This window comes from Jejuia sp. G7-7, assembly GCF_055808955.1.
The window spans coordinates 655,736-680,481 of the sequence record NZ_JBVVSZ010000002.1; the positions used below are offsets into that span (position 1 = coordinate 655,736).

The following is a 24,746-nucleotide window of genomic DNA, read 5'->3' on the forward strand; positions in this document are numbered from 1 at the left end:
AAAATAGTATTGATGACCAATGAAACAAATCCTTAATAGTAAAATGAACCACCAACCCTGAAACTATCAGTATTTTAAAAAACTTTAGAAAAATTTTCAACATTATTATCGCAATGGAAACCCTTTACCAGCCCACCAAGGATGAACTTCAATTTCTAATCGTCCAGCTTTAACCATTGGGTCTGATTTAGCTAAACTATCCGCCATTTTAAGAGTTGGTACATTGTAAATAGTAATACCTCTTATATCTCCATCATCTCCAAATGGTCCAGAAATATCAGCATATCCTAACTCATACATTTTTGTTAAATGTGCCATATGTTGTTTTTGAAGTTCAGCGGATTCTTCTTCATTTTGACCTCGAATTGGCCCACTTTTTAAAAACGCCATAAAATATTGCTGCATTACAACGGTATCTTTAGTTTTTTTGTCAACATAATCAAAGATTTTAAAACCTTTGGCAATCAATTCTTCTTTAATTTGTTTGGTAGTTTTTGGAACTGATGCTTCAACTACTATTTCAGATACTACAGGTTTTGTGTTTTCTTTTTCTTCTGAATATTCAACAACTTCATTTGTTTTAGGCTCCGCTATTTTGACTTCATCTTTACAACTTATTTGCAACAATGCGAATAGCAATAGTATTATAATTTTTTTCATTATTTCCAAGTTTTATAGGGTTGCTTACTTAATTGCGAATTGTAATATTTTATATCTCCCGTTACCTCTTTACCTAACCAAATTGGTATTTCAAAGGTTTCATTTTCGTGAGTCAATTCTACTTCTGCTATTATTAAACCTTCGTTATCTCCAAAAAACTCATCAACTTCAAAAGTATGATTGCCAATTTTTACTTCATAACGTATTTTATCTATAACGCCTACTTCACACAAATTTAATAATTCTAATGCGTCTCCTTTTGTGATTTCTTTTTCCCATTCAAACCGTGATAATCCATTTTCTGACGATGCTCCTTTTACAGTTAAAAAACCTTGTTCTCCTTTTAGGCGCACTCTAACAGCACGTTCTTTATGTGAGTTTAAATAGCCTTGACTTATTCTAGATTGCTTAAATGCTTCTGTTTTAAATGCATTAGAAATCACTAAAAATTTACGTTCTATTTCTATCAATTTGGAATTGCTTTTAATTGTTTATTATGAAGTTTACTTAAAAGAACCAAAGCTGTGATCGCTCCAATTGTTGCATATAACATATCCGATTGTGTATCCCAAATATAGCCTTGTGTTCCTAAAAAAGCATTACCACCTTCTCCTGTGCTTAAAGAAACTCCCCATTCTATAAATTCATACGCTGCACTTATTGCTAATGCTATAGCTACTACAATAAAATTTAGCCAGCCTTTTTTCATAACCACTTCTTTACGCAATAACAATTCTCTTGTAATCATTGCAGGAACAAAGCCTTGAGCAAAATGACCAACTTTATCATAATTATTTCTAGTTTGATGAAATACTTCTTGAATCCAATTAAACAAAGGTACCTCGGCATAGGTATAATGGCCGCCAATAATTAATATGGCGCAATGAGCAAACACCAAAACATAAATAAGGTTGGTAAATCTGAATGATTTAAAAGTGAATGCTAAAACTAAAATACCAACAATTGCAGGTAAGATTTCTAGGAACCACGTAAAATATTCTAAAGGTTTTATGGCAGACCAAATAAGCAATAAAATAGTTAAAACAAGAAGTGTGTAAATTAGTTTCATCCTTTGGAGTAATCTCTATCAAAGATATCTTATTTTTGATAGAATCAACAATTAAGAATGAGTGCCGATTTACCACATCGAAAAATTATTCATGTAGATATGGACGCATTTTATGCCTCTGTGGAGCAAATGGATAATCCTGATTTAAAAGGAAAAGCCATTGCTGTTGGTGGTGGCGGAAAACGTGGTGTAGTAAGTGCAGCAAGTTACGAAGCCCGAAAATTTGGCGTTAAAAGTGCTATGGCAGGACGCTTAGCTGCAAAAATTATGCCCGGAACTTATTTTTGTACGTCCACATTTTGATAGGTATTCTGAAATATCAAAAAAGATTAGGAAAATTTTTTACGATTATACCGATTTGGTTGAACCGCTTTCTTTAGATGAAGCCTATCTTGATGTTACCCAAAACAAAAAAGGAAACCCAAGTGCTTCTTTAATTGCAAAAGAAATTAGAGAACGCATTTTTAAGGAAGTTGGTTTAACTGCTTCAGCAGGTATTTCTATCAATAAATTTATTGCTAAAGTAGCGAGCGATTTCAACAAACCTAACGGACAAAAAACAGTTAATCCAGAAGAAGTTTTAGAATTTTTAGAAGTACTTGACATCCGGAAATTTTATGGTGTTGGAAAAGTTACTGCAGAAAAAATGTACCAAAAAGGTATTTTTACTGGTATGGATTTAAAGCAAAAATCTCTAGAATATTTAGATGAAAATTTCGGAAAATCGGGCAGATACTATTACCACATTGTTAGAGGCATTCATAACAGCGAAGTAAAACCACACAGAACAAGAAAAAGTTTAGCCGCCGAACGTACATTTAGTGAAAATTTATCTTCAGAAATTTTTATGCTCGAAAAACTAGAGCACATTGCTGAAGAGGTTTCGCGCAGATTAAACAAGAGTAAAGTTGCTGGAAAAACAGTTACCTTAAAAATAAAGTATAGTGATTTTACATTGCAAACCAGAAGTAAAACGTTGCCTTATTATATAAGTGATAAAAGTGTAATTTTAGAAACTGCTAAAGATTTATTGTATCAAGAAAAATTAAATAATTCTGTACGTTTATTAGGAATTTCGATGTCTAATCTAAATACTGAGAAAAAGAAGAAACCTGAAGTTAAAAAAAGTGTTAGTGTACAGTTGCGATTTGAGTTTTAATAAATACGTAAATCGTTTAATTCATTACATTTGATTTTTACCGAAATTTAATATTATAAGAAAAACAGAACATGCCTGAGATAAAAATAAAAGATATTATTAAAAAAAGTGCTTGGGATACTTCTGTAAAAGTTGAAGAAAACGGATATTATTGGAATAACGAACCTATATTTAAAAAAGGCACTAACATTTATACTAAAAAGCCAATAGTAGCAGAATTATTCTGCGGATGTGGTGGCACTTCCTAGGTTTTGAAATGGCTGGCTTTGAAACTGTATTGGGTTGCGATATTCACACCCCATCTATTCAAACATTTCAAGAAAACCATCCAAATTGCTCCACAATTACCGGTGATATAAAGAATGTCAACCCAGAAGTTATAAAGGAATTATTGAATGGCAGACAACTTGATGTTTTAATAGGAGGGATTCCTTGTCAAGGATTTTCATTAAATAATAGAAAACGGCACGATAATGATGATAGAAATTTTATGTACAGAGAGTTTGCTCGTTTTGTTGAAATTTTACAACCTAAAGTTGTGGTTCTAGAAAACGTTTCTGGAATGAAAAGTACTGGTAATTTTGTAAAAGATATAGAAACTCATTTAAGTGAAATTGGACATATGAAAGTTAAAAGTAAATTGCTTTATGCTCCAGATTATGGTGTCCCGCAAAAAAGAACAAGACTTATATTTGTTGGTATTAAAGGTGTAGATTTTGATTTCAACGATATCATTAAAACACATGGCCCAGAGACAGAAAAAGATTATGTAACTATAAAAGATGCTATAGGCGATTTACCTTCTTTAAACTCCAAGGAGACCAAAACCAAATATCAAAAAAGCCTTTTAGTGATTTTTCAAAAATTAATGCGATTAAACACAAACGGGAATGTAACAGGTCATACAGCGCCAAATCATCCATCATCCACAATTGATAAAATAAAAAACACAAAACCTGGCGAACCTATGTACGAGAGGTTTAAACAGCGCATACGATTAGCCTGGGATATTTTGAGTCCAACACAAGTTTCTGGTGGTATACGTCCGCAATTTCAGTTAGGACATCCAAAGGATAATCGTGGGTTAACCATAAGAGAACGCTGCAGAATACAGAGCTTTCCTGATGATTTTTTGATAAAAGGAGGAACTGTTCAAGCAAGAGTGCAAACTGGTAATGCAGTACCTCCTTTATTAGCAAAAGCTGTAGCGATGGCCATTAAAAATCATTTGTAGTCTGTTTAAGAATTTATGATTGAAGTTATAATCACACAAGATATTATTGATTATGCTAATAACAAATTAGAGCATGTAAACATGCATGACAACCTAGGGCTTAGTAAATTTGGCTCTGAAAGAAATAGAATTTTAGTAGGCTATATTGGGGAGAGAATAATAATGAAGTATTTAGGGCTTCAAAATGATGAAGACAAATACCATTATGATTTAATATCTAACAAAGGAAAAAAACTTGAAGTTAAAACTATTACATGTAAGTTTAAACCAAAACCAGATTATTGGTGTACTGTTAACTCGCATGACTTGTCTGGGGTTTATAAACAAGATGCCGATTTTTATATATTCCTAAGAATTTTAAATGACTATAGCAAGGGTTGGATTTTGGGCTGGATTTCTTGTGAAGAGTTTTTTAAACAAGGAGAGTTTATACCTAAAGGAAAAGATTTTGGTAAATTTCAATTTGTAAAGGCTAATGCTACTATTTTATCCATTGATAAACTAAATACATTTAAAAAAGAGGGGTTGTAAGTTTTAGATTTTTTGAAACAATTCAGGTAGCATTAAAGTTTATCAGAAATAATAATAATTTCGTTTGCCATTGTGTATGTGAGCCACATGCCTAATTAATCTACAATTAATAAAAATAAGATGAATATTGAATCAATAAAAGCTAAATTAACAGAGTCTTCCATTTACCATTCTGAATATAAAATACTAAATAGCTTAAGTGTAATTGGGTATGAAAAAAAATTTAAATGGAGTTGGGTGGCGACTCAATTAAACACCTTTATTGTTGCAACTGATTTTGGAAATCAAGAAATTAATAAAACTATAATTGAAAATCATTTATCTGAATCATTTAAGTTTTCCAAGCAACATTACAAAGGTTGGCCAAGAGGCTTACAATCTGGTCTTGGCGTAATATCTATTTTGATTTCAAGTAATATTAAAGACGAAGCTAAAGATTATTGCTTAAAATTAAAATCAGGAAAAAAATGGGCAGGGTTCAGCATCCCTATTGTTTATGATTCTAACACTCACGAAATTTTTCAATTTGAAAAGAACCCTATGTGGGGCAGAATATACTATCCTCACTTTAAGAGACTGATAGTTAGTTTAAAATAGTAGGTTTTGGCAAATATTTAATTGATATAACCTGAATGATAAAAGAACCTCGTAAAAACAAAACTAACCTCAACTTAGGAACCCTAAAGCCTGCAAACAGATGCGTTAGCGATTGCAACGGCATCCTTTTAAACACAAAAATGATTGCCAAAAGCAACCATTTTTGTGTTTAAAAGATATAGTGGAAAGCACGACCCTTGTGGTAACGCCCAAATAATTTAACCATTAAAAGCTACAGGTTTCAATTTCTGAAACTCGAAGTGTATTTACCATTCCTTTATCTTGAATAGGCATTGCGGCCAAACTAATTAGCATATCGCCAACATCAAGATAGCCTTTTTTACATGCTATGGCGTTTACGTCTTCTATGGTTTCATCAGTACTTACAAACTTATCGTAATAGAATGCTTTTACACCCCATAATAAACTTAAACGTGTTAATATACGTTTGTTTGAGGTAAACACAAGAATGTGACATGATGGTCTCCAAGCTGAAATTTGAAACGCGGTATAGCCACTATTGGTTAATGTAGAAATTGCTCTGGCATCAATTTCGTTTGCCATATTTGCGGCATGGTAACAAATTGATTTTGTAATATAACGATTGGTACGGATGTGTGGTGGCATTTCTGGGACCTTAATGAGTGGAGAATCTTCTACACTTTTTAAGATATCGCTCATTTGCTTTATAACCTGAATTGGGTACTGCCCTACTGATGTTTCACCTGAAAGCATCGCTGCATCGGCACCATCCATAACGGAGTTGGCGACATCGTTTACTTCTGCTCTTGTTGGTGTTAAACTATCTATCATAGTCTCCATCATTTGGGTTGCAATAATTACAGGAATTCTTGCTTTTTTAGCACGTAACACCAATTGTTTTTGAATTAGTGGTACTTCTTCTGCAGGAACTTCAACACCTAAATCTCCACGAGCTACCATAATACCGTCACATTGTGTTACGATTTTATCTATGTTTTCTACAGCTTCTGGCTTTTCAATTTTAGCTATAATTGGAATTTTATGATCACTATGTTTTTTTATTAAATCACGCAGTTGCATTAAATCTTCTGCATGTCGCACAAAAGATAATGCAATCCAATCTACATTTTGACTGATTGCAAAAATAGCATCCTCAATATCTTTTTCTGTTAATGCTGGTTGGGAAATATCTGTATTTGGAAGATTTACTCCTTTTTTAGATTTTAAAGGCCCACCTTGAATAACTTTTGCTTTTACTTCTGATTTTTTATCTGTTGAAACTACTTCAAAAATTAATTTTCCGTCATCTAAAAGGATGCGTTCTCCTGGTTTTGCATCTTGAGGAAACCTATCGTAGGTCATGTAAACTCGTTCTTTTGTGCCTTCAAAGCGTTCTCCAGTAGCAAAAATAATTTCGTCACCAGGATTTACTTCAACTTCTTCTTTCATGACACCAACACGAAGCTTTGGCCCTTGTAAATCACCCAAAATTGCTGCATTGAAGCCATACTCATCATTCAATTCACGTATCATATTGATACGTTCTTTTACGTCTTGATAATCCGCATGCGAAAAGTTAATTCTGAATACATTAGCACCTTCTTCAAGCATGCCTTTTAAAACTTCTTTGGTACTTGTTGCAGGGCCTAGGGTTGCTACTATTTTGGTTTTTTTCTTAATCCCATTAGTTAAATATTAAATACTCCTTAGATTTTAATGTGCTTACATTTATGTTATAAGCCATTGCTATTTGCGGAATCTTAAGGAGATTATTTACAATATGTTTTTGTTTGCTACTATGTAGCTCATTATCAATTTTTAAAAAATAATTCACTTTTTTGTATTCAGGAATCAAATTATATGTTTTAATTACCTTTTGTTGTGTTGTAAATAAAGATTGATAATCAATATTAGAAAAGGTTTCTGTTTTAAAAACATTTGATACCAAATTCCAAGTTAGTAATTGATTTTCATCTTCATATTCATAAACTGAATACTTAGTGATGCCTTTATTAAAGTCTAAATCGTCACGGCTTCTAGTTAGGCTTATACTTAAATATTTGTTTAACAAATACGCTAGTCGGTAATCTTCAATTGAACAATGTATTGCAATTAAAGTACATAACGTGTCCTCAAAAACATCATCAAGAATAAGTTTGTGTACTGCCATAACCTGACTTAAAAATAAGATGTAAATATAACGTTAAATATATTTACTAATAAAACGAATTCAAATTTCTTAACCGTAACAATCACTAAAACGTTATAGTAGGCCGAATTAGTTGATTTCTATTAAATCATTTTCGATATTTTGCTTTGAAATGCAAAAAAAGCACGTTTAGAAGCTTTCTCTTCGGCCTTTTTCTTGGAAGTGGCTCTGGCTTTGGCTACTATTTTAGAATCTATTGATAGTTTTACCGAAAAATGCCTGACATCATCATTTCCTGTATCTTCATAAACATTGTAGTTAAAAACTTTCTTTTCTTTTTGACACCACTCAATCAATAAGCTTTTATAACTAATAACTTTACCTTCAAGTTGCCCTATATCAACATGCGGGTTTATAATGCGCTTGTAGATAAATTTTTCACAGTATTTATAACCTTTATCCAAAAAAATAGCACCTACTAAAGCCTCGAATAAATTACCATGAATATTATCTCCGAACTGACCTGCAGGAATTTTGCTTTCCACCAAATCAATCAAATTTAGTTCTCTTCCCAGCTCATTTAAATGCTCTCTACTTACTACTTTAGAACGCATTTTAGTTAGATACCCTTCGTCTCCACTTGGTACTTCTTGAAATAAATGTGATGCTATTACTGCACTTAACATGGCATCTCCTAAAAATTCTAATCTTTCATAATTGAGAGCGTTTCCTTTACTATCTTTTATGTTCATAGAACGGTGAGTAAATGCTTTTTTGTAAATGCCCATTTTTTTAGGTTTATAACCTAAAATTTGAGTTAATTGTATAAAAAAATTCCCGTTTCGTTTGGAACGGGAATTTAGTATGTTACGAATGTACTCCATTCGGGATTTAGTCTAATTTCTTGAATACTACGCAGGCGTTGTGTCCGCCAAATCCAAACGTATTACTCATTGCAACCTTAACATCTCTTTTTTGAGCTTTGTTTAGCGTTAAATTTAATTCTGGGTCTATATTCTCATCAACTGTTGTATGATTAATAGTTGGTGGAACAATGCCGTTTTCAATAGCCAAGATGCTAGAAATTGCCTCTATAGCCCCAGCTGCACCTAAAAGATGCCCTGTCATTGATTTTGTAGAATTAATATTTATGTTTTTAGCATGATCTCCAAAAACTTTAGAGATTGCCTTTAACTCAGCTACGTCACCTAATGGTGTTGAAGTTCCGTGTGTGTTTATATGATCTACATCTTCAGGTTTTAAACCTGCGTTTTCTAAACAGTTTTTCATAACTTCAACTACACCAAGACCTTCTGGATGTGGAGCTGTCATATGGTAAGCATCAGAAGATAACCCTCCTCCTACTATCTCAGCATATATTTTTGCTCCTCTTGCTTTTGCATGCTCATATTCTTCTAGAATTAGTGCGCCTGCACCTTCTCCTAAAACAAAACCATCTCTTGTACCATCAAAAGGGCGAGAGGCTGTTTCTGGACTTTCATTTCTAGTAGATAATGCATGCATAGCATTAAAACCACCCATACCAGCAATAGTAACAGCTGCTTCACTCCCTCCAGTAACTACTACATCACAATGTCCTAAACGTATAGTGTTTAGAGCATCAAACATAGCATTAGCAGAAGATGCACAAGCCGAAACTGTTGTGTAATTAGGCCCCATAAAGCCATATTTTATGGAGATGTTTGCAGGTGCTATATCTGCAATCATTTTCGGAATAAAGAAAGGATTAAATCTTGGCGTACCATCTCCATCAGCAAAGTTTAATACTTCTTGCTGAAAAGTTTCTAGACCACCAATACCTGCTCCCCAAATAACACCAACACGTAATTTATTAACCTCTTCAACGTTAAGTTTGGCATCTGCAATTGCTTCATCTGAAGCCACCATTGCATATTGAGCAAACTTGTCCATTCTACGAGATTCTTTCCGATCAATAAAATCGGTTACGTTAAAGTTTTTTAGTTCGCAAGCAAACTTTGTTTTAAACTTTTCGGTATCATAATATGTAATAGGCGCAGCACCACTTTTACCACTAATTAAGCCTTCCCAGTATTCTTCTAGGGTATTCCCAATTGGCGTTAAAGCTCCTAGTCCTGTAACTACAACTCGCTTTAGTTCCATAAAATGTTTTGCTTATTTTGCTTCTTCTATATAAGAGATAGCTTGACCAACAGTAGCTATATTTTCTGCTTGGTCATCTGGTATTTGGATATCGAATTCTTTTTCGAACTCCATAATTAATTCTCGAGTGTCTAAAGAGTCGGCTCCTAAATCGTTTGTGAAGCTAGCTTCTGTTACAACCTCGTTCTCATCTACTCCTAGTTTATCAACGATAATCGCTTTAACTCTTGATGCAATGTCTGACATAATCTTTTAATTTTAATGTTTTAATTAGTTGGCAAAAATAAAAAACTTTATTTTAAAACACACTTTTACGATAAAAATGTGTTGGTAATTTACTAAAATTACTTTTAAGTATTTACTTTTTCTATACTAATTGTTAATATTTATTCTTTTTTTTGTTTGAATAATATTTAACACTATAGTCTGTAAATGAAACGTATTGTAATTTTTGCGTCCGGGAGTGGTACTAATGCTGAAAATTTAATTAAATTTTTTCACAACAGCGATAATGCGTCTGTTATTCAGGTATTATCTAACAATCCTCATGCCAAAGTTTTAGATCGTGCTAAAAACTTAAAGTTAGCGCATTGTCTTTCAACAGAATAGCCTTCTCTAAAACCGATGATGTCTTGAATATTTTAAAAACCACAAATCCAGATTTAATTGTTTTAGCAGGTTTTCTGTGGAAATTTCCAGAATTTATCTTGAATGCATTTCCTAATAAAGTTATTAATGTACACCCTGCGTTATTACCTAAATATGGTGGAAAAGGCATGTATGGAACGTATGTTCATGAAGCTATTGTCACCAATAATGAAACCGAAACTGGCATTACTATTCATTATGTAAATGAACATTATGATGAAGGTGCCATTATTTTTCAGGTAAAATGTGATGTGGCTGCAACTGATACTGCAAAAGATGTAGCAGCTAAGATTCATGAATTGGAGATGGAATATTTTCCTAAAGTAGTTGATAAGTTACTTCTTGAAGAAATTTAAAAAGATGTAAGTATTCGCGGAAATAAAAAATGTCAAAAAAGAAAAAAATATTATACCGTCTGGAAAGGTCACAAAACAGGAATTTTCGAGTCTTGGAAAGACTGTAAAGCTCAAATTAAAGATTTTCAAGGAGCGCAATACAAATCATTTTCATCATTTGAAGCTGCAAAAACTGCTCTAAAAGGCAACTATTTTGATTATGTTGGAAAAAACAAAGGATTTAAAAGTGAATTATCTCCTGAACAACTTAAAAAAATAGGACAACCAAACTATAATTCTATTTCTGTTGATGCTGCGTCTAGCGGAAACCCTGGCATCATGGAATACCGCGGCGTGGACACAAAAACTAAAAAACAGCTTTTTATTCAAGGCCCTTTTGATGAAGGCACCAATAATATCGGAGAATTTTTAGCGCTTGTTCATGGCTTAGCTATACTTAAAAAAAATAACAGCGATAGAATATTATATACAGACTCTAGAACGGCAATGAGCTGGGTTAGAAAGAAAAACTGTAACACCAAACTTAAACGAAACGACAAAAACAAACCCGTACTCGACTTGGTCGATAGAGCTATTGAATGGTTAAAAAATAACTCTTACACAACTGTTATCGTAAAATGGGAAACTAAAGCTTGGGGAGAAATTCCTGCAGATTTTGGGCGGAAATGATTTAATCAAGGGTTGTCTACTCGCCACTTTACCCAAACTGTAACAACAGGGTTACTAACAGTATCTCCACTTGCATCAGGATCTCTAGCTCTTACAATTAAATGATCTCCAGACGAAAAATCAATGTTGTAGGTAGTATTTATGAAAGTACCTGAGGCTAAACTAAAATCTATAGTACTTTGAGTTGTATTTCCATTTCTTACTCTCACATCAAACTCTTTAGATAAGTTAGTAGCACCGTTAGAAGCATTAGAATTTGCTGTAATTGCAACAATAGTCCCATTATATGGCATTAAAGAACCTGAATTAGCGGTAGAGACCTGCCCTGCCATTCTTAAATTTTCGGTAGTAATACCATTTCCACTTCTTCCAAAATAGAATGCGAATGTTTCAACACTTAACCACTTTCCTACTACTGGAGAAACACCTCGCGATGTATCAAACATATACAATTTATTACCAATTACTGAAAGTTGTCCATCAGCACTTCCTATTGGCCCTGTTTGCGGATTTAATTCTAAGGCAGGAATACCTGCGTTAGTAGTTTCAATTTCTAATTCAGCCGATGGGTCAGTCGTACCAATACCAACTTGACTAAAAGCCGTATTAAGACAAAACAAGCCCATTAAAAATATTAAAGTTAGATCCCTCATAACTTAATTCTTTAATTAATAATAGCAATAACATTTATTAGTATGACACATTTTGAGATAGATGTCACAATTTTAAGAGATTACTAATATAAGGGCATATAAAACCAAATCAAAATCATATTGAAATTATTCTAGAAATAGCTACTAAAAAGACTTATATTTGCGAAAAATTAGTATTCCTTTTTATGGGTAAATTAGTAGTTGTTGGTACTGTGGCTTTTGATGCTATTGAAACGCCTTTTGGTAAAACTGACAAAATTCTGGGCGGCGCGGCCACTTTCATAGGGCTTTCAGCTTCTCATTTTAACATAGATACAACTTTGGTGTCTATAGTTGGAGGTGATTTCCCTCAAGAACATTTAGATCTCTTAACTAGCAAAAATCTTGACATTTCTGGTATTGAAATTGTTAAAGATGGTAAAACTTTTTCTGGAGTGGTCGTTATCACAATGACATGAATTCTAGAGACACTTTAGTTACAGAACTAAACACTCTTGCTGATTTTAACCCCGTAGTTCCTAAAAATTACACAAATGCTGATGTTGTGATGTTAGGAAACCTACATCCTATCGTCCAATCTAGTGTTTTAGATCAAATGACGGAAAAGCCTAAGTTGGTAGTTTTAGATACTATGAATTTTTGGATGGATTGCGCTCTTGATGATTTATTAAAGGTGATAAAACGTATTGATGTTATTACTATAAATGATGAGGAAGCTAGACAGTTAACTGGTGAGTATTCTTTGGTTGTTGCCGCCAGAAAAATTCATGAGATGGGGCCAAAATATGTAGTTATAAAAAAAGGAGAACATGGTGCTTTACTATTTCACAATGAAAATGTATTTTGCGCACCAGCATTACCTTTAGAAGAAGTTTTTGATCCAACAGGAGCTGGAGACACATTTGCAGGAGGATTTACAGGGTATTTAGCAAAAACTCAAGATATTTCGTTTGAAAACATGAAGAATGCAGTTATATATGGCTCAACATTAGCTTCCTTTTGTGTAGAAAAATTTGGAACAGAGCGCATGCAACATTTAGAAAAAAATGAAGTTGAAGAACGACTGTTACAGTTTAAGCAGTTAACACAATTTGACATAGAACTAACATAAACCTCGCACTCTAAAATTGAGTGCGTTTTTATTTAACATATTTTTGTCATTCCCACGTAGATGGGAATCTAAACATAATTTTTATTTCCGCGAAAAAGCGAAAAGATTTTAACTATGAGTGATGCTATAAAACACGAATGTGGAATTGCAGTAATTAGGCTTTTAAAACCTCTTGAATTTTACAAAAAAAAATATGGTACTGCTTTTTATGGGGTAAATAAAATGTACCTCATGATGGAAAAGCAACACAATCGTGGGCAAGACGGTGCTGGTTTTGCAAGTATAAAACTAGACACAAAACCAGGGGAACGCTACATAAGCAGAGTTAGATCCGTAGAGCAACAACCTATTCAAGATATTTTTGATCAAATAAATGAGCGTGTTAATAATGAATTTAAAGCACACCCAGAATATAACAATGATGTAGCATTGCAAAAAAGAAATATGCCATACATTGGTGAGTTGCTTTTAGGACATGTACGTTACGGAACTTTTGGGAAAAATAGTGTAGAAAGTGTTCATCCTTTTTTAAGACAAAATAATTGGATGCACAGGAACCTAATTATGGCTGGTAATTTTAACATGACTAATGTTAAAGAACTTTTTAGAAACCTGATTGAATTAGGACAACATCCAAAAGAGTATACTGACACCATTACGGTAATGGAAAAAATTGGTCATTTCTTGGACGATGCAGTAAGCAAGATTTACAAAGATTTAAAAAAGGAAGGTTATAATAAACAACAAGCTTCTCCATTAATTGCAGAGCGCCTAAAAGTATCTAAAATACTAAAAAGAGCAGCAAAAAACTGGGACGGAGGTTATGCTATGGCTGGTCTAATTGGCCACGGAGATTCTTTTGTATTACGTGATCCTGCAGGAATAAGACCTTGTTATTATTATAAAGATGACGAAGTAGTTGTTATCGCCTCAGAGCGCCCAGTAATTCAAACAGTATTTAATGTGAAGTTTGAAAATGTTCAAGAATTGCCTCCAGGACATGCTATAATCACAAAAAAATCTGGAGAAGTAGGTATCAAAAAAATCCTTGAACCTCTAGAACGAAAATCGTGTTCTTTTGAGCGCATTTATTTTTCCAGAGGAAGTGATGCCGAGATTTATAAAGAACGAAAAATGCTAGGGAAGCTACTAATGCCTAAGGTATTGGAAGCTATTGAGGGTGATTTAAAAAACTCGGTATTTTCATATATACCAAATACAGCTGAAACATCCTTTTTTGGAATGATTGAAACTGCAGAATCTGAGTTGAACAAAAAGAAAACTTCAACCATTTTAAATGGAGATCGCAGTATTTCAGCAGAAAAAGTTACCGAAATTTTATCTGAACGTATTCGTGTAGAAAAGATAGCTATTAAAGATGTAAAGTTGAGAACATTTATTACAGAAGATAGTAGTCGAGACGATTTAGTAGCACACGTTTACGATGTTACTTATGGTGTTATAAAGCCAGAAGATAATTTGGTAATTATTGATGACAGTATAGTTAGAGGAACAACCCTTAAAAAAAGTATCCTAAAAATACTAGATAGGTTAAACCCTAAGCGTATTGTAGTAGTATCATCTGCACCACAAATTCGTTATCCAGATTGTTATGGTATAGATATGGCTCGGTTAGAAGATTTAGTAGCTTTTAGAGCAACTTTATCTTTATTAAAAGACCACGACAAATACGATATTATAGAGGAAGTATACAAAAAGTGTAAAGCTCAAGAGGATTTTGAAGACAAAAACGTAAAAAACTTTGTAAAGGAAATATACGCTCCTTTTACAGATGATGAAGTCTCTTTAAGGATATCTGAATTGCTTAGTGACGATTCTATTAATGCCGAAGTAAAAATATTATTTCAGCCTGTAGAGAATTTACACAAGGCATGTCCGGAGCATTTAGGAGATTGGTATTTTACAGGAAATTATCCAACAGATGGTGGAAATCGAGTGGTGAACAGAGCATTCATCAATTTTTACGAAGGTAATAATGAACGCGCCTATTAATTATCAAATTCATAATATTTTTACGGTTAAACCGTAAATTATGTATTTTATCCGATAATTATGTATTTCATCTAATAAATAATCGGATTATCTTAAATACATATAAATTAGTCTCACCATAACATAAGTAGGTTAAGTTCATGGTAGATTTGGGGCAAAAAAAGGTGAACATCTGTTCGCCTTTTTTTATTTTACAAACATTTCTAATTTCTCTTCACAAGTGCTCTAAAGCCTTAAAAACTTGCCGTTTATCCTCATTTTTAAGCATTATCTCTATTAAGCCAATATATAAGGCAGTTCAGCCAAAATATTTTCGCAATCTTTAGTATCAGTATATCTTTGAACCACCATAACATAAGTAGGTTAAGTTTATGGTAGATTTGGGGCAAAAAGGTGAACATCTGTTCACCTTTTTCATTTTTAGTACTTTCTTAATTACAGACAAAAGATTAACTAAAGCATAATTATAGTTTTAAATACAGCATTAATAACTTCAGCCATAGATTTCAAATCTAAAGTTTCTAAAGTATCAGTTTTTTTATGATAGTTTTTATTTCTTAAAAAAGCAGTATCAGTTATCATAAGTGCACTAAAATCATAATTCCAATAATTTAAATGATCTGAGAAATCAATGGGTTGTTTTAAAGGTTCACTATCAAAAATTACAGTCTTAATGTCCGCAGTTTTTTTAAATGTATTACCAAAATCTATAGCGAATTTTTTCTTGTCAAATTTGTTTACCAAAGTTATAAAATCTCCTTTATTGCCATATAGTTGTTTTAATCTTGGGTCTGGATATAATTGTGAGTTTTCTTCATTAGAAAAATACCCAATCATCTCTAAACTTACCATTCCGTAAACATCAATATTATTTTCTAATAATGATAAAGCATGCACGTAACTACCCATGTATTCCGATCTAAAATAAGGTGGTTCTTCAAGTGTATATGCCACTATATCTATTCTATGCTTGAGTTTTTTCCTTTTAACAATCTAGATAACTCAAGCAAACCAACTACGCCGCTTGCATTATCATCGGCTCCTTCTTGATTGCCGCAAACATCATAATGTGCGCCAATTATAATTCTCTTTTTATGTTCTGTACCAAAGGAACAAATAACATTTTTATAGATTTTTCCTTTAACATCATATTCTTGAAATACAACACTATCAGATGACTTTTTAAACTGAGTATTTAAATAATTTGCTACATCATTTAATCTTTCAATATTCGAATGATTTCTGTAGGTTTCAGCTTTAGTTAATTTAACCAAATGGCTTTTTATTGTTTCAACATTACTACTTTCTTGAGCGAAACCAGAATTTAGTATCAGTATTAAAAAAAGAAAAAGATATCGTTTCATAGTGTTATTACCTTTCTAAACAGAAATTTATTAAAATTAGTATACAAAAAAAGCCATTTCAAAAAAATGAAATAGCTTTTAAAACTTATTTTTATTATGCGCTTTACTAATTACTTAGCGTCAGCATAACGTTTTTCAACTTCATTCCAGTTAATTACGCTAAAAAATGCTTTTATGTAATCTGGACGTCTGTTTTGGTAATTTAAATAGTAAGCATGTTCCCAAACATCAATTCCTAAAATTGGTACTCCACCACAACCAATTCCTGGCATTAATGGATTATCTTGATTAGCAGATGAGCAAATTTCAACCTTACCCCCTTTATGCACACACAACCAAGCCCAGCCTGAACCAAAACGTGTTGCAGCAGCCTTAGCAAAAGCATCCATAAATTCTTCTTTAGAACCAAACGCTGATTCTATTGCATCTTTTAAATCTCCAGATAAATACCCACCATCATTTGGATTCATTACGCTCCAAAATAAAGAGTGATTGTAAAAACCTCCTCCATTATTTCTTACAGCAGTATTACTCATGTCCAGATTAGTTAAAATATCCTCGATAGATTTTCCTTCTAAATTTGTTCCTGCAATTGCATTATTTAAATTGTTAGTATATCCTTGATGATGTTTAGAATGGTGTATCTCCATTGTTCTTGCATCTATATGAGGTTCTAAAGCGTCATAAGCATATCCTAATTTAGGTAATTCGAAAGCCATAATTATTTTGTTTTTTTATTAATATTTAATTTCTTTCAAATTTACACATAAAACAAGTCAATTAAAAATAATAAATTGTTATGAAATCATCGATAGTTTTTATCTTGTATTCAAATTCATATTCGTGCTCGAAAATCATCCTTTTAAAATTTATAATGCATCTGCTGGAAGTGGTAAAACCTATACGCTTGTAAAGTCTTATTTAAAAATTTTATTGAATTCTAAACGACCTGAAACTTTTAAATATATATTGGCAATTACGTTTACGAATAAAGCAGTTGCTGAAATGAAAGGGCGTATAATAGAGACCCTCAAAACGTTTTCAGATGTTTCAATTTTAAAAAATCCAGACAGTATGTTTGAATCGCTTTGCGAAGAATTAAACATGCAACCAGAGACGCTTCAAAAAAATCCAAAAACATTTTAGAAAGCATTATTTACAATTATGCTGCTTTTGATGTCTCTACCATTGATGGATTTACGCATAAGCTGATAAGAACTTTTGCATATGATTTAAAACTACCTTTAAATTTTGAAGTAGAACTTGATCAAAATGCACTACTATCTGAAGTTGTTGATAGTTTAATTGCTAAAGCAGGAACAGATAAAGAACTCACTAAAATTTTAGTCGATTTTGCCATTGAAAAAGCCGATGATGATAAAAGTTGGGATGTTTCAAACGATTTTAATAAGATTGCCAAATTATTGGTTAATGAAAATGACATTCCATACATAGAAAACCTAAAAGACAAAACACTTGAGGATTTTAAAATCTTAAAGGGGATTTTGCAAAAAGAAATTACTGAAACCGAAAAAGAGATTGTTAAAAATGCTGAAACAGTTTTATATAATATTGAAAAATCAGGTTTACAGCATACTGATTTTACTAGAGCAACACTTCCCAATCATTTTAAAAAAGCTTCAAAATTAGATTTAAACGGGCTTTACAAGAATAAACTAGAAGAAAATATTTCTGAAAGAAAAAGTATTTATAACAAAATAGCGTCAACTGATATTGTAAACAGCATAGACGCATTATTACCAGAAATAGAAGTGTTGTATAAAATTTTAAAAAAACATGTTTTTCATCTTAAATTTTTAAAAGCATTTTATAAAAATGTTACGCCTCTTTCAGTTTTAAATGAAATTAATAATGAATTGAAAATCTTAAAAGAAGATCAAAACAAAATGTTGATTTCAGAATTTAACACCATTATTAGTAATGAGATAAAAGACCAACCTGTTCCTTTTATTTACGAGCGTATTGGCGAAAAATTTAAACATTATTTTATTGATGAGTTTCAAGACACCTCAGTAAAACAATGGGAAAATTTAATTCCGCTACTAAACAATGTGCTATCTACCGAAGGCGGAAGCACTATGCTAGTTGGCGACGCAAAACAAGCTATTTACCGTTGGCGTGGTGGAAAAGCTGAACAATTTATAAGGTTATTTAATGAGGCTAATCCCTTAAATGCAGAAAAACATATTGCGAACTTACCTACAAACCATAGAAGTTTTAAAGAAATTGTAACGTTTAACAATGGCTTATTCAATTATCTTTCAGAAACCCTGTTTGAGCATACTGATTATATAAATCTTTACAGAAGTGCTAATCAGGCAACTTCTAAGAAAGAAAACGGCTATGTGGGTTTGTCATTTTTAGACATTGAAAAAGATGATGATAGAAATGAAGTATTTCTTGAAGCTGTTTTAAGAACCATAAATACTTGTATTTCTAATGGGTTTACTTTAGGGGAAATCACGATTTTAGTAAGAAAAAAGAAAGAAGGTGTTGCAATTGCCAATTTTTTAAGCACTAAAGACATTCCTATTGTATCTTCCGAAACATTATTAATTGCCAATTCTGCTGAAGTTGCTTTTGTTAATAATCTATTGGCTCTACTGCTGCAACCAACTAATAATGAGATAAAAATTAAGGTTTTACAATATTTATCAGAGCATTTTAATATTGAAGATGAGCATCAATTCTTTTCAGAGTATTTAAACCTTTCAATATCTAAATTATTTAAACAATTAGAAACGTATAAAGTTTTTGTAAACAATAATGTATTACTCCAATTACCTTTATACGATTTAGTTGAAACTATTGTCCGTAATTTCAATTTAGTTCCGTCATCTAATGCATATGTACAATATTACTTAGATACCGTTTTAGATTTCTATCAGAAGAAAGGATCAGATATTGCAGCCTTTTTAAACTATTTTAATAAGAAAAAAGAAACCCTGAGTATTATTTCTCCTGAAGGTCAAAATGCTGTGCAAATTATGACCATTCACAAATCTAAAGGATTAGAGTTTCCAGTAGTCATTTTTCCTTATGCCGATTTAGATATATATCAAGAAATAGAACCACAAGAATGGATTGACATAAATAAAGACAACTATGCTGGCTTTTCAAATACTCTATTAAATTTTAATAATGATTTTGAACACTTTGGGCCAAAAGGTTTAGAGATTTATAACACTCACAAATCAGAGCAGGAATTAGATAACATTAACCTGCTATATGTAGCATTAACAAGAGCTGAAGAGCAATTATATATTATTTCAAAAAATGATAGTAAATTAAAAGATGAAGCTAGAGCAAAAAATATTCTGGACTTCTCATTAATTATTTGCAGCATTTGGGCAAATGGAATGATACTGTGAATAGCTATAGTTTTGGAAACTCCTTGAGAAAAAGTATATCTTCTATTCAGGAACAATTAACTTTTTCCAAAATTCATTTATTTCAAATGCAAAAGAAACACTCAATATAAAGGTAGTCACAAAATCTGGCATGTTATGGGACACGCAACAGCAAGAAGCCATTGAAAAAGGAAATCTTATTCATGATATAATGGCTCAAATTAAAACTAAAGATGATGTAAATTTTGTAATTGCTGATTTTTTAGATACTTCGATAATTAATAAAGAGCAGTCAGAAATTTTAAAAAGTATTATCACACAAATAGTAGAGCATCCAAAACTTAAAGAATATTTCAAATTAAAATACATAATATATAATGAAAGAGATATTATAACTAAAAACGCCGCTATGTACAGACCAGACAGATTAGTTCTTGATGAAATCAAAAATTCTATTACCATTATAGATTACAAAACTGGAGAGGAAAGTCAAAAGCATATAAGTCAAATTAATAATTATGAAACTATTTTAACTGAAATGGGCTACTCAGTTAAAGAAAAAATTCTCATTTACACAGACAAAACCCTTTTTGTGAAGACATTTTAAAGTAATTCGGAAAAAAACATTGTCAAAATGTGCTCATATGACGAAAATATTATCTAAAATCATTCTGAAATACGCATGAATAAAGGTAATCTGCATTTTTTTCTATATTTGTCTTTGTTAATAAGATTTAACAACTTACTTTTGTTCACAATTAACACTTAAAATTAAACTTTTGAATATGAAAAATCTTAGCCGATTATTGTTCGCTATGTTGCTTGTACTTAGTTATAGCAACGTTAATGCGCAAGACAAAAACAACCCGTGGCAAATAACCATTGGGGTAAATGCAGTCGATGCTTATCCTTCTGGTGACGGTGGAAACTTTAGCGAAACTATCTTTGATGAGTTAGTTAACGTAGAAGATCACTACAATATTTTGCCTTCCCTTTCTACTATTTCTGTTTCTAAATACATTGGAGACGGTTTTTCTTTTGGAATAGCAGGATCTTTAAACAAGATAGACAAATGGGGTGATGCAACTGATGCAAATGGGGTGAAATTATTACCAGAGCAAACTAACAATGTAGACGATTTATCTTACTATGGTATCGATGGTACTATTAAATATGGTATTGGAGAAGCATTAGGTTGGGGAACTTTCGATCCTTTCGTAGGAATTGGAGGTGGTTACACTTGGGTTGATGAAGTTGGAGCTGGTACTCTAAATGGTACTTTAGGTTTCAACATTTGGTTCAACGAAAACATAGGTTTAACTATCCAATCTGCATACAAACATGCATTTGAAGATTATTTGAACACACATTTCCAACATTCTGCTGGTCTTTCTATCAAATTTGGTGGAACTGATACTGATGGTGATGGAATCTATGACAAAGATGACGCTTGTCCAGATGTTGCTGGTTTAGAAGCTTTCAACGGATGTCCTGATTCTGACGGTGATGGTATTGAAGACAGTAAAGATGATTGTCCTAATGAAGCTGGTGCAGCTGAATTTAACGGTTGTCCTGACGGCGATGGTGATGGTGTTGTTGATAAAAACGATAACTGTCCAACTGTAGCTGGATTAAAAGCTTTAGGTGGATGTCCTGATGCTGATGGTGACGGTGTTACTGATGCAGATGATAAATGTCCTAACAAATCTGGACCTGCTGCTAACAAAGGTTGTCCTTGGCCAGATGCTGACGGTGACGGTGTTTTAGATAAAGATGACAAATGTCCAGATGTTAAAGGTACTGTTGCTAATAACGGTTGTCCTGAAGTAACTGCTGCAGTTCAAGCTACTCTTAATGAGTATGCTAAAACGATTTTATTTGATACTGGTAAATCTTCTATCAAATCTCAATCAGAAGCTGTATTAGGAGATATCATTAATATCCTTAAAGAATACCCAACTGCTAAATTTACAGTTGAAGGTCATACTGATAGTGTAGGTAGCGAAAAGCTAAACCAAAGATTATCTGATTCTAGAGCTAATTCAGTTAAAGAATACTTAACTAGCCATGGTATTGACGCTTTCAGATTATCTGCTCTTGGATATGGTGAATCAAAACCAATTGATTCTAACAAAACTAGAGCTGGTAGAGCTAACAACAGACGTGTAGAAATTAACTTAGCAAAATAAGCTAGTTAACTTTTAAAATAATAAGTTTGAAAAAACGCTTCGGTAATCCCGAAGCGTTTTTTATTTTTATAGTCTATCTCAATAGTCTATATGACCACATTCATTTTTGATGTTTTAAAAGATTTACAAAAAGGTAATTATAATCTTTCTGAGTTAACTTTTGTAATACCTAGCAAACGTGCAGGTTTGTTTATTAAGCACCAACTAGCACAGGTTAGCAACAAAACTGTTTTTGCTCCTAGAATTTTAAGTATTGAAGAGTTTGTAGAAGAGCTTTCTCTACTTAAAAACGTATCTAACACCAATTTGCTTTTTGAATTTTATTCGGCTTACCAAGAACTTACCGAAACCTCAAAACAAGATACTTTTGAATCCTTTTCCAAATGGGGTCAAATACTACTACAAGATTTTAATGAAATCGATAGGTATCTTATTCCACATGAACAAATTTTCAATTATTTAGGTGCTATACAAGAAGTAAATCATTGGTCTGCAGAAAAAAACCAAACAGAATTCATTAAAAACTACCTTTCATTTTGGAATAAACTTAATACGTACTATCAACATTTTTCGACAAGACTCATTAACCAAAAAATTGGTTATCAGGGATTAATCTATAGAGAAGCTGTCAAAAACCTTGATATTTTTATTCAAAATAACAGCAATCAAAATTTAGTTTTTTTAGGATTTAATGCATTAAATACAGCTGAAGAAACAATTATCAAGGAGTTACTTCAAAATGATATCGCAAAAATATATTGGGATATTGATCAGGTTTTTATTGACAATCCTAAACATGATGCAGCCCTATTTATGAGACAACATAAAAGTAGATGGAACTACTTTAAAAACAATCCTTTTAATTGGATTACTAATAATTATTCAAACGAAAAAAACATATCTACTTTTGGTATTCCAAAAAACGTAGGGCAAGCAAAATATATAGCAGAACTGCTAGAAGGGCTACATAAAAAAAATGCATCTTTACAAAATACGGTTGTAGTTTTAGGTGATGAAAACCTATTAGTGCCTGTTTTAAACTCGTTACCAACTCAAATTGATGCTTTGAATATCACAATGGGATTCCCCCTAAAATCTATTCCATTAGCATCTCTATTTGAACACTTATTTAGGTTACATAAATCTAGTTCGAAATCTATTTACTTTAAAGATGTGATAGCAATTCTATCACATCAATTTATAAGACCTCTATTTTATAGCGATGGTATTGACTATTCAGCTAAACTAATTGAAGCCATAAATACCAACAACCTTGTTTATTTAAACTTGGAACAATTAAAAAACCTCGCTCCAAAAAAGAAAGATAGTATTGATTTACTCTTTTCTAATTGGGAAAAATCAATAGATGATGCTTTGTCAAGGTGCTTCAAATTAATACATCAAATTAAAACGTATTTAGACGAAGATAAATCATCAAATAAACTTTCATTAGAATATTTGTTTCGTTTTAATACCTTATTTAATGAGATTTTAAAATTAAATTCAAAATACAATCATATTAAGAATATATCGTCTCTACATAGTGTTTACAATGAACTACTAAGCTCTGAAACATTAGATTTTCAAGGCGAACCTCTTCAAGGATTACAAATTATGGGCATGTTAGAATCTAGAGTTTTGGATTTTGAAACTGTAATTATATCGTCCGTAAACGAAGGTATTCTTCCTGCAGGAAAAAGCAATAATTCTTTTATCCCTTTTGATGTTAAAATAGAAAACAACCTTCCTACTTATAAGGAGAAAGACGCCGTTTACACCTATCACTTTTACAGATTATTACAACGTGCTAAAAACGTTTATATATTATACAACACAGAAGCTGATGTATTAACTGGAGGTGAAAAAAGCAGATTTCTTAGACAATTAGAGTTAGAGAGCATTCATGACATCAACCATAAAATAATAGTACCAAAAGTCCCTATAAATGAAGCCTCTTTGATAAGTATCAACAAAACAGGTTCTTTATTAAAAGATATTTATAAAGTTGCAAAAGAAGGATTCTCACCTTCATCGTTGACTAACTACATGAGAAACCCAATAGACTTCTATTATCAAAAGATTCTGAAAATAAAAGAATATAATGATGTTGAAGAAACTGTTAGGGCAAACACTCTAGGAACTGTTGTGCATAATACTCTTGAGGATTTTTATCATCCTTTAATCAATACATTTTTGGCAGTTGATACTATCAAAAGTTTAAAATCAAAAATTGAAGAGCGCATAACATATCATTTTAAAAATGAATATAAAGAAGGAGATATTTCAAAAGGAAAAAATCTCATTGTTTTTGAAATTGCGAAACGCTATGTTTTAAATTTCTTAAATTTTGAAATAGAATCATTAAGAGCTGGAAACCAAATAAAAATAATCAATATTGAAGCTGATAACAACATTGAAATTACTATTCCAGAGCTTGATTTTCCTGTGAAAATTAGAGGGAAAGTAGATAGAGTTGATGAATTCAATGGTGTAACAAGAATTATAGATTACAAAACAGGTAGCGTACAACAAAACCAAGTTGAAATAGTAGATTGGGATGATATCACTACAGATTATAAAAAGTATAGCAAGAGTTTCCAGGTATTAACCTACGCATATATGATGCAAAAATCGAATAAAATTAAGCTTCCTATTGAAGCTGGTATTATTTCATTTAAAAATTTAAATTCTGGCTTTTTAAGATTTGCGAAAAAAGAAAGTGTTCGTAGTAGGACAAAGGATACTCTAATAATTGATGATACATTATTGGCCTTTGAAAATGAACTAAAAAAACTCATTTTAGAAATTTGCAATCCAAAAATAGATTTTACAGAAAAAGAAGTTTAATT

General features: G+C 32.0%; 21 protein-coding genes and 4 pseudogenes. 14 read left to right on the forward strand and 11 right to left on the reverse strand.

Annotated features, from left to right (window positions below; translation table 11 throughout):
* Window positions 1-105: 105 nt before the first annotated feature.
* Genes AC0L5U_RS13205 through AC0L5U_RS13215 form a run of 3 tightly spaced genes read right to left on the reverse strand, consistent with a single transcriptional unit; the run spans window position 106 to window position 1,729 of the window.
* A complete protein-coding gene (locus AC0L5U_RS13205) occupies window positions 106-660 on the reverse strand; it encodes a YciI family protein (protein ID WP_473416879.1) in 555 nt (184 codons plus the stop codon).
* Entirely contained in the window at window positions 660-1,130 is a 471-nt protein-coding gene (locus tag AC0L5U_RS13210; protein WP_473416881.1) for a CYTH domain-containing protein, read from the reverse strand. Before AC0L5U_RS13210 ends, AC0L5U_RS13205 begins: the two co-directional genes overlap by 1 nt.
* Window positions 1,127-1,729: a DUF2238 domain-containing protein gene (locus AC0L5U_RS13215; protein WP_473416885.1), complete on the reverse strand. Its 603-nt coding sequence runs from the start codon at window positions 1,727-1,729 to the stop codon at window positions 1,127-1,129. The genes AC0L5U_RS13210 and AC0L5U_RS13215 overlap by 4 nt, the downstream gene beginning before the upstream one ends.
* 57 nt (window positions 1,730-1,786) lie before the next feature.
* Here AC0L5U_RS13215 and dinB point away from each other — a divergent pair.
* From dinB to AC0L5U_RS13240, 5 genes and pseudogenes are all read left to right on the forward strand, one after another.
* Window positions 1,787-2,888: pseudogene (gene dinB, locus AC0L5U_RS13220) on the forward strand (DNA polymerase IV).
* A gap of 71 nt (window positions 2,889-2,959) precedes the next feature.
* Window positions 2,960-3,136, forward strand: coding sequence for a hypothetical protein (locus AC0L5U_RS13225; RefSeq protein ID WP_473416887.1), 177 nt, complete (start codon window positions 2,960-2,962; stop codon window positions 3,134-3,136).
* Window positions 3,118-4,122: a DNA cytosine methyltransferase gene (locus AC0L5U_RS13230; RefSeq protein ID WP_473416888.1), complete on the forward strand. Its 1,005-nt coding sequence runs from the start codon at window positions 3,118-3,120 to the stop codon at window positions 4,120-4,122. Before AC0L5U_RS13225 ends, AC0L5U_RS13230 begins: the two co-directional genes overlap by 19 nt.
* A gap of 15 nt (window positions 4,123-4,137) precedes the next feature.
* Window positions 4,138-4,653: a hypothetical protein gene (locus AC0L5U_RS13235; protein ID WP_473416889.1), complete on the forward strand. Its 516-nt coding sequence runs from the start codon at window positions 4,138-4,140 to the stop codon at window positions 4,651-4,653.
* Between the two features lie 120 nt (window positions 4,654-4,773).
* Complete coding sequence (locus AC0L5U_RS13240; protein WP_473416890.1) at window positions 4,774-5,250, forward strand: hypothetical protein; 477 nt, start codon at window positions 4,774-4,776, stop codon at window positions 5,248-5,250.
* Between the two features lie 225 nt (window positions 5,251-5,475).
* Here the strand turns inward: AC0L5U_RS13240 and pyk are convergent, their stop codons facing one another.
* From pyk to AC0L5U_RS13265, 5 genes are all read right to left on the reverse strand, one after another.
* On the reverse strand, window positions 5,476-6,912 hold the full coding sequence (gene pyk, locus AC0L5U_RS13245; protein WP_473418292.1) for a pyruvate kinase: 1,437 nt from the start codon (window positions 6,910-6,912) through the stop codon (window positions 5,476-5,478).
* A gap of 4 nt (window positions 6,913-6,916) precedes the next feature.
* Window positions 6,917-7,402 (reverse strand): IPExxxVDY family protein, encoded by a 486-nt coding sequence (locus tag AC0L5U_RS13250; RefSeq protein ID WP_473416891.1) that lies wholly within the window; start codon window positions 7,400-7,402, stop codon window positions 6,917-6,919.
* Between the two features lie 122 nt (window positions 7,403-7,524).
* Complete coding sequence (gene rnc, locus AC0L5U_RS13255; protein ID WP_473416892.1) at window positions 7,525-8,265, reverse strand: ribonuclease III; 741 nt, start codon at window positions 8,263-8,265, stop codon at window positions 7,525-7,527.
* A 7-nt stretch (window positions 8,266-8,272) separates the two neighbouring features.
* Window positions 8,273-9,523, reverse strand: a complete 1,251-nt coding sequence (gene fabF / locus AC0L5U_RS13260; protein ID WP_473416894.1) for a beta-ketoacyl-ACP synthase II — start codon at window positions 9,521-9,523, stop codon at window positions 8,273-8,275.
* 12 nt (window positions 9,524-9,535) lie between these two features.
* Window positions 9,536-9,769 carry an acyl carrier protein gene (locus AC0L5U_RS13265; RefSeq protein WP_473416896.1) on the reverse strand — a complete coding sequence of 78 codons (234 nt, stop codon included), beginning with the start codon at window positions 9,767-9,769 and terminating at the stop codon, window positions 9,536-9,538.
* Window positions 9,770-9,955: 186 nt separating this feature from the next.
* Between AC0L5U_RS13265 and purN the strand changes: the two are divergent.
* Both purN and AC0L5U_RS13275 read left to right on the forward strand, forming a co-directional pair.
* Window positions 9,956-10,527 (forward strand): annotated as a pseudogene (purN, locus tag AC0L5U_RS13270) (phosphoribosylglycinamide formyltransferase).
* Window positions 10,528-10,539: 12 nt separating this feature from the next.
* Window positions 10,540-11,196: a ribonuclease H1 domain-containing protein gene (locus AC0L5U_RS13275; protein WP_473418293.1), complete on the forward strand. Its 657-nt coding sequence runs from the start codon at window positions 10,540-10,542 to the stop codon at window positions 11,194-11,196.
* 5 nt (window positions 11,197-11,201) lie between these two features.
* On the opposite strand, the gene AC0L5U_RS13280 is transcribed toward AC0L5U_RS13275, so the two are convergent.
* On the reverse strand, window positions 11,202-11,849 hold the full coding sequence (locus tag AC0L5U_RS13280) for a hypothetical protein (protein ID WP_473416897.1): 648 nt from the start codon (window positions 11,847-11,849) through the stop codon (window positions 11,202-11,204).
* Between the two features lie 185 nt (window positions 11,850-12,034).
* Between AC0L5U_RS13280 and AC0L5U_RS13285 the strand changes: the two are divergent.
* Window positions 12,035-12,960: pseudogene (locus tag AC0L5U_RS13285) on the forward strand (PfkB family carbohydrate kinase).
* Between the two features lie 114 nt (window positions 12,961-13,074).
* Window positions 13,075-14,973 (forward strand): amidophosphoribosyltransferase, encoded by a 1,899-nt coding sequence (locus tag AC0L5U_RS13290; RefSeq protein WP_473416898.1) that lies wholly within the window; start codon window positions 13,075-13,077, stop codon window positions 14,971-14,973.
* 453 nt (window positions 14,974-15,426) lie between these two features.
* Here AC0L5U_RS13290 and AC0L5U_RS13295 read toward each other — a convergent pair.
* A pseudogene (locus tag AC0L5U_RS13295) lies at window positions 15,427-16,337 on the reverse strand (M28 family peptidase).
* Between the two features lie 110 nt (window positions 16,338-16,447).
* Window positions 16,448-17,056, reverse strand: coding sequence for a superoxide dismutase (locus tag AC0L5U_RS13300; RefSeq protein WP_473416899.1), 609 nt, complete (start codon window positions 17,054-17,056; stop codon window positions 16,448-16,450).
* Window positions 17,057-17,180: 124 nt separating this feature from the next.
* Here AC0L5U_RS13300 and AC0L5U_RS13305 point away from each other — a divergent pair, with 124 nt between their 5' ends.
* The 5 genes from AC0L5U_RS13305 to AC0L5U_RS13325 all read left to right on the forward strand — a co-directional run bounded on the left by AC0L5U_RS13305 (window position 17,181) and on the right by AC0L5U_RS13325 (window position 24,744).
* The gene (locus AC0L5U_RS13305) at window positions 17,181-17,483 is read left to right on the forward strand and encodes a UvrD-helicase domain-containing protein (protein ID WP_473416900.1); all 303 of its coding nucleotides are present in this window, start codon (window positions 17,181-17,183) and stop codon (window positions 17,481-17,483) included.
* Window positions 17,426-19,729 (forward strand): UvrD-helicase domain-containing protein, encoded by a 2,304-nt coding sequence (locus tag AC0L5U_RS13310; protein WP_473416901.1) that lies wholly within the window; start codon window positions 17,426-17,428, stop codon window positions 19,727-19,729. Before AC0L5U_RS13305 ends, AC0L5U_RS13310 begins: the two co-directional genes overlap by 58 nt.
* Window positions 19,730-19,859: 130 nt before the next feature.
* Window positions 19,860-20,315, forward strand: a complete 456-nt coding sequence (locus AC0L5U_RS13315; protein ID WP_473416902.1) for a hypothetical protein — start codon at window positions 19,860-19,862, stop codon at window positions 20,313-20,315.
* Between the two features lie 178 nt (window positions 20,316-20,493).
* A complete protein-coding gene (locus tag AC0L5U_RS13320) occupies window positions 20,494-21,897 on the forward strand; it encodes an OmpA family protein (protein ID WP_473416903.1) in 1,404 nt (467 codons plus the stop codon).
* A gap of 90 nt (window positions 21,898-21,987) precedes the next feature.
* Complete coding sequence (locus AC0L5U_RS13325; protein WP_473416904.1) at window positions 21,988-24,744, forward strand: PD-(D/E)XK nuclease family protein; 2,757 nt, start codon at window positions 21,988-21,990, stop codon at window positions 24,742-24,744.
* Window positions 24,745-24,746 lie beyond the last annotated feature (2 nt).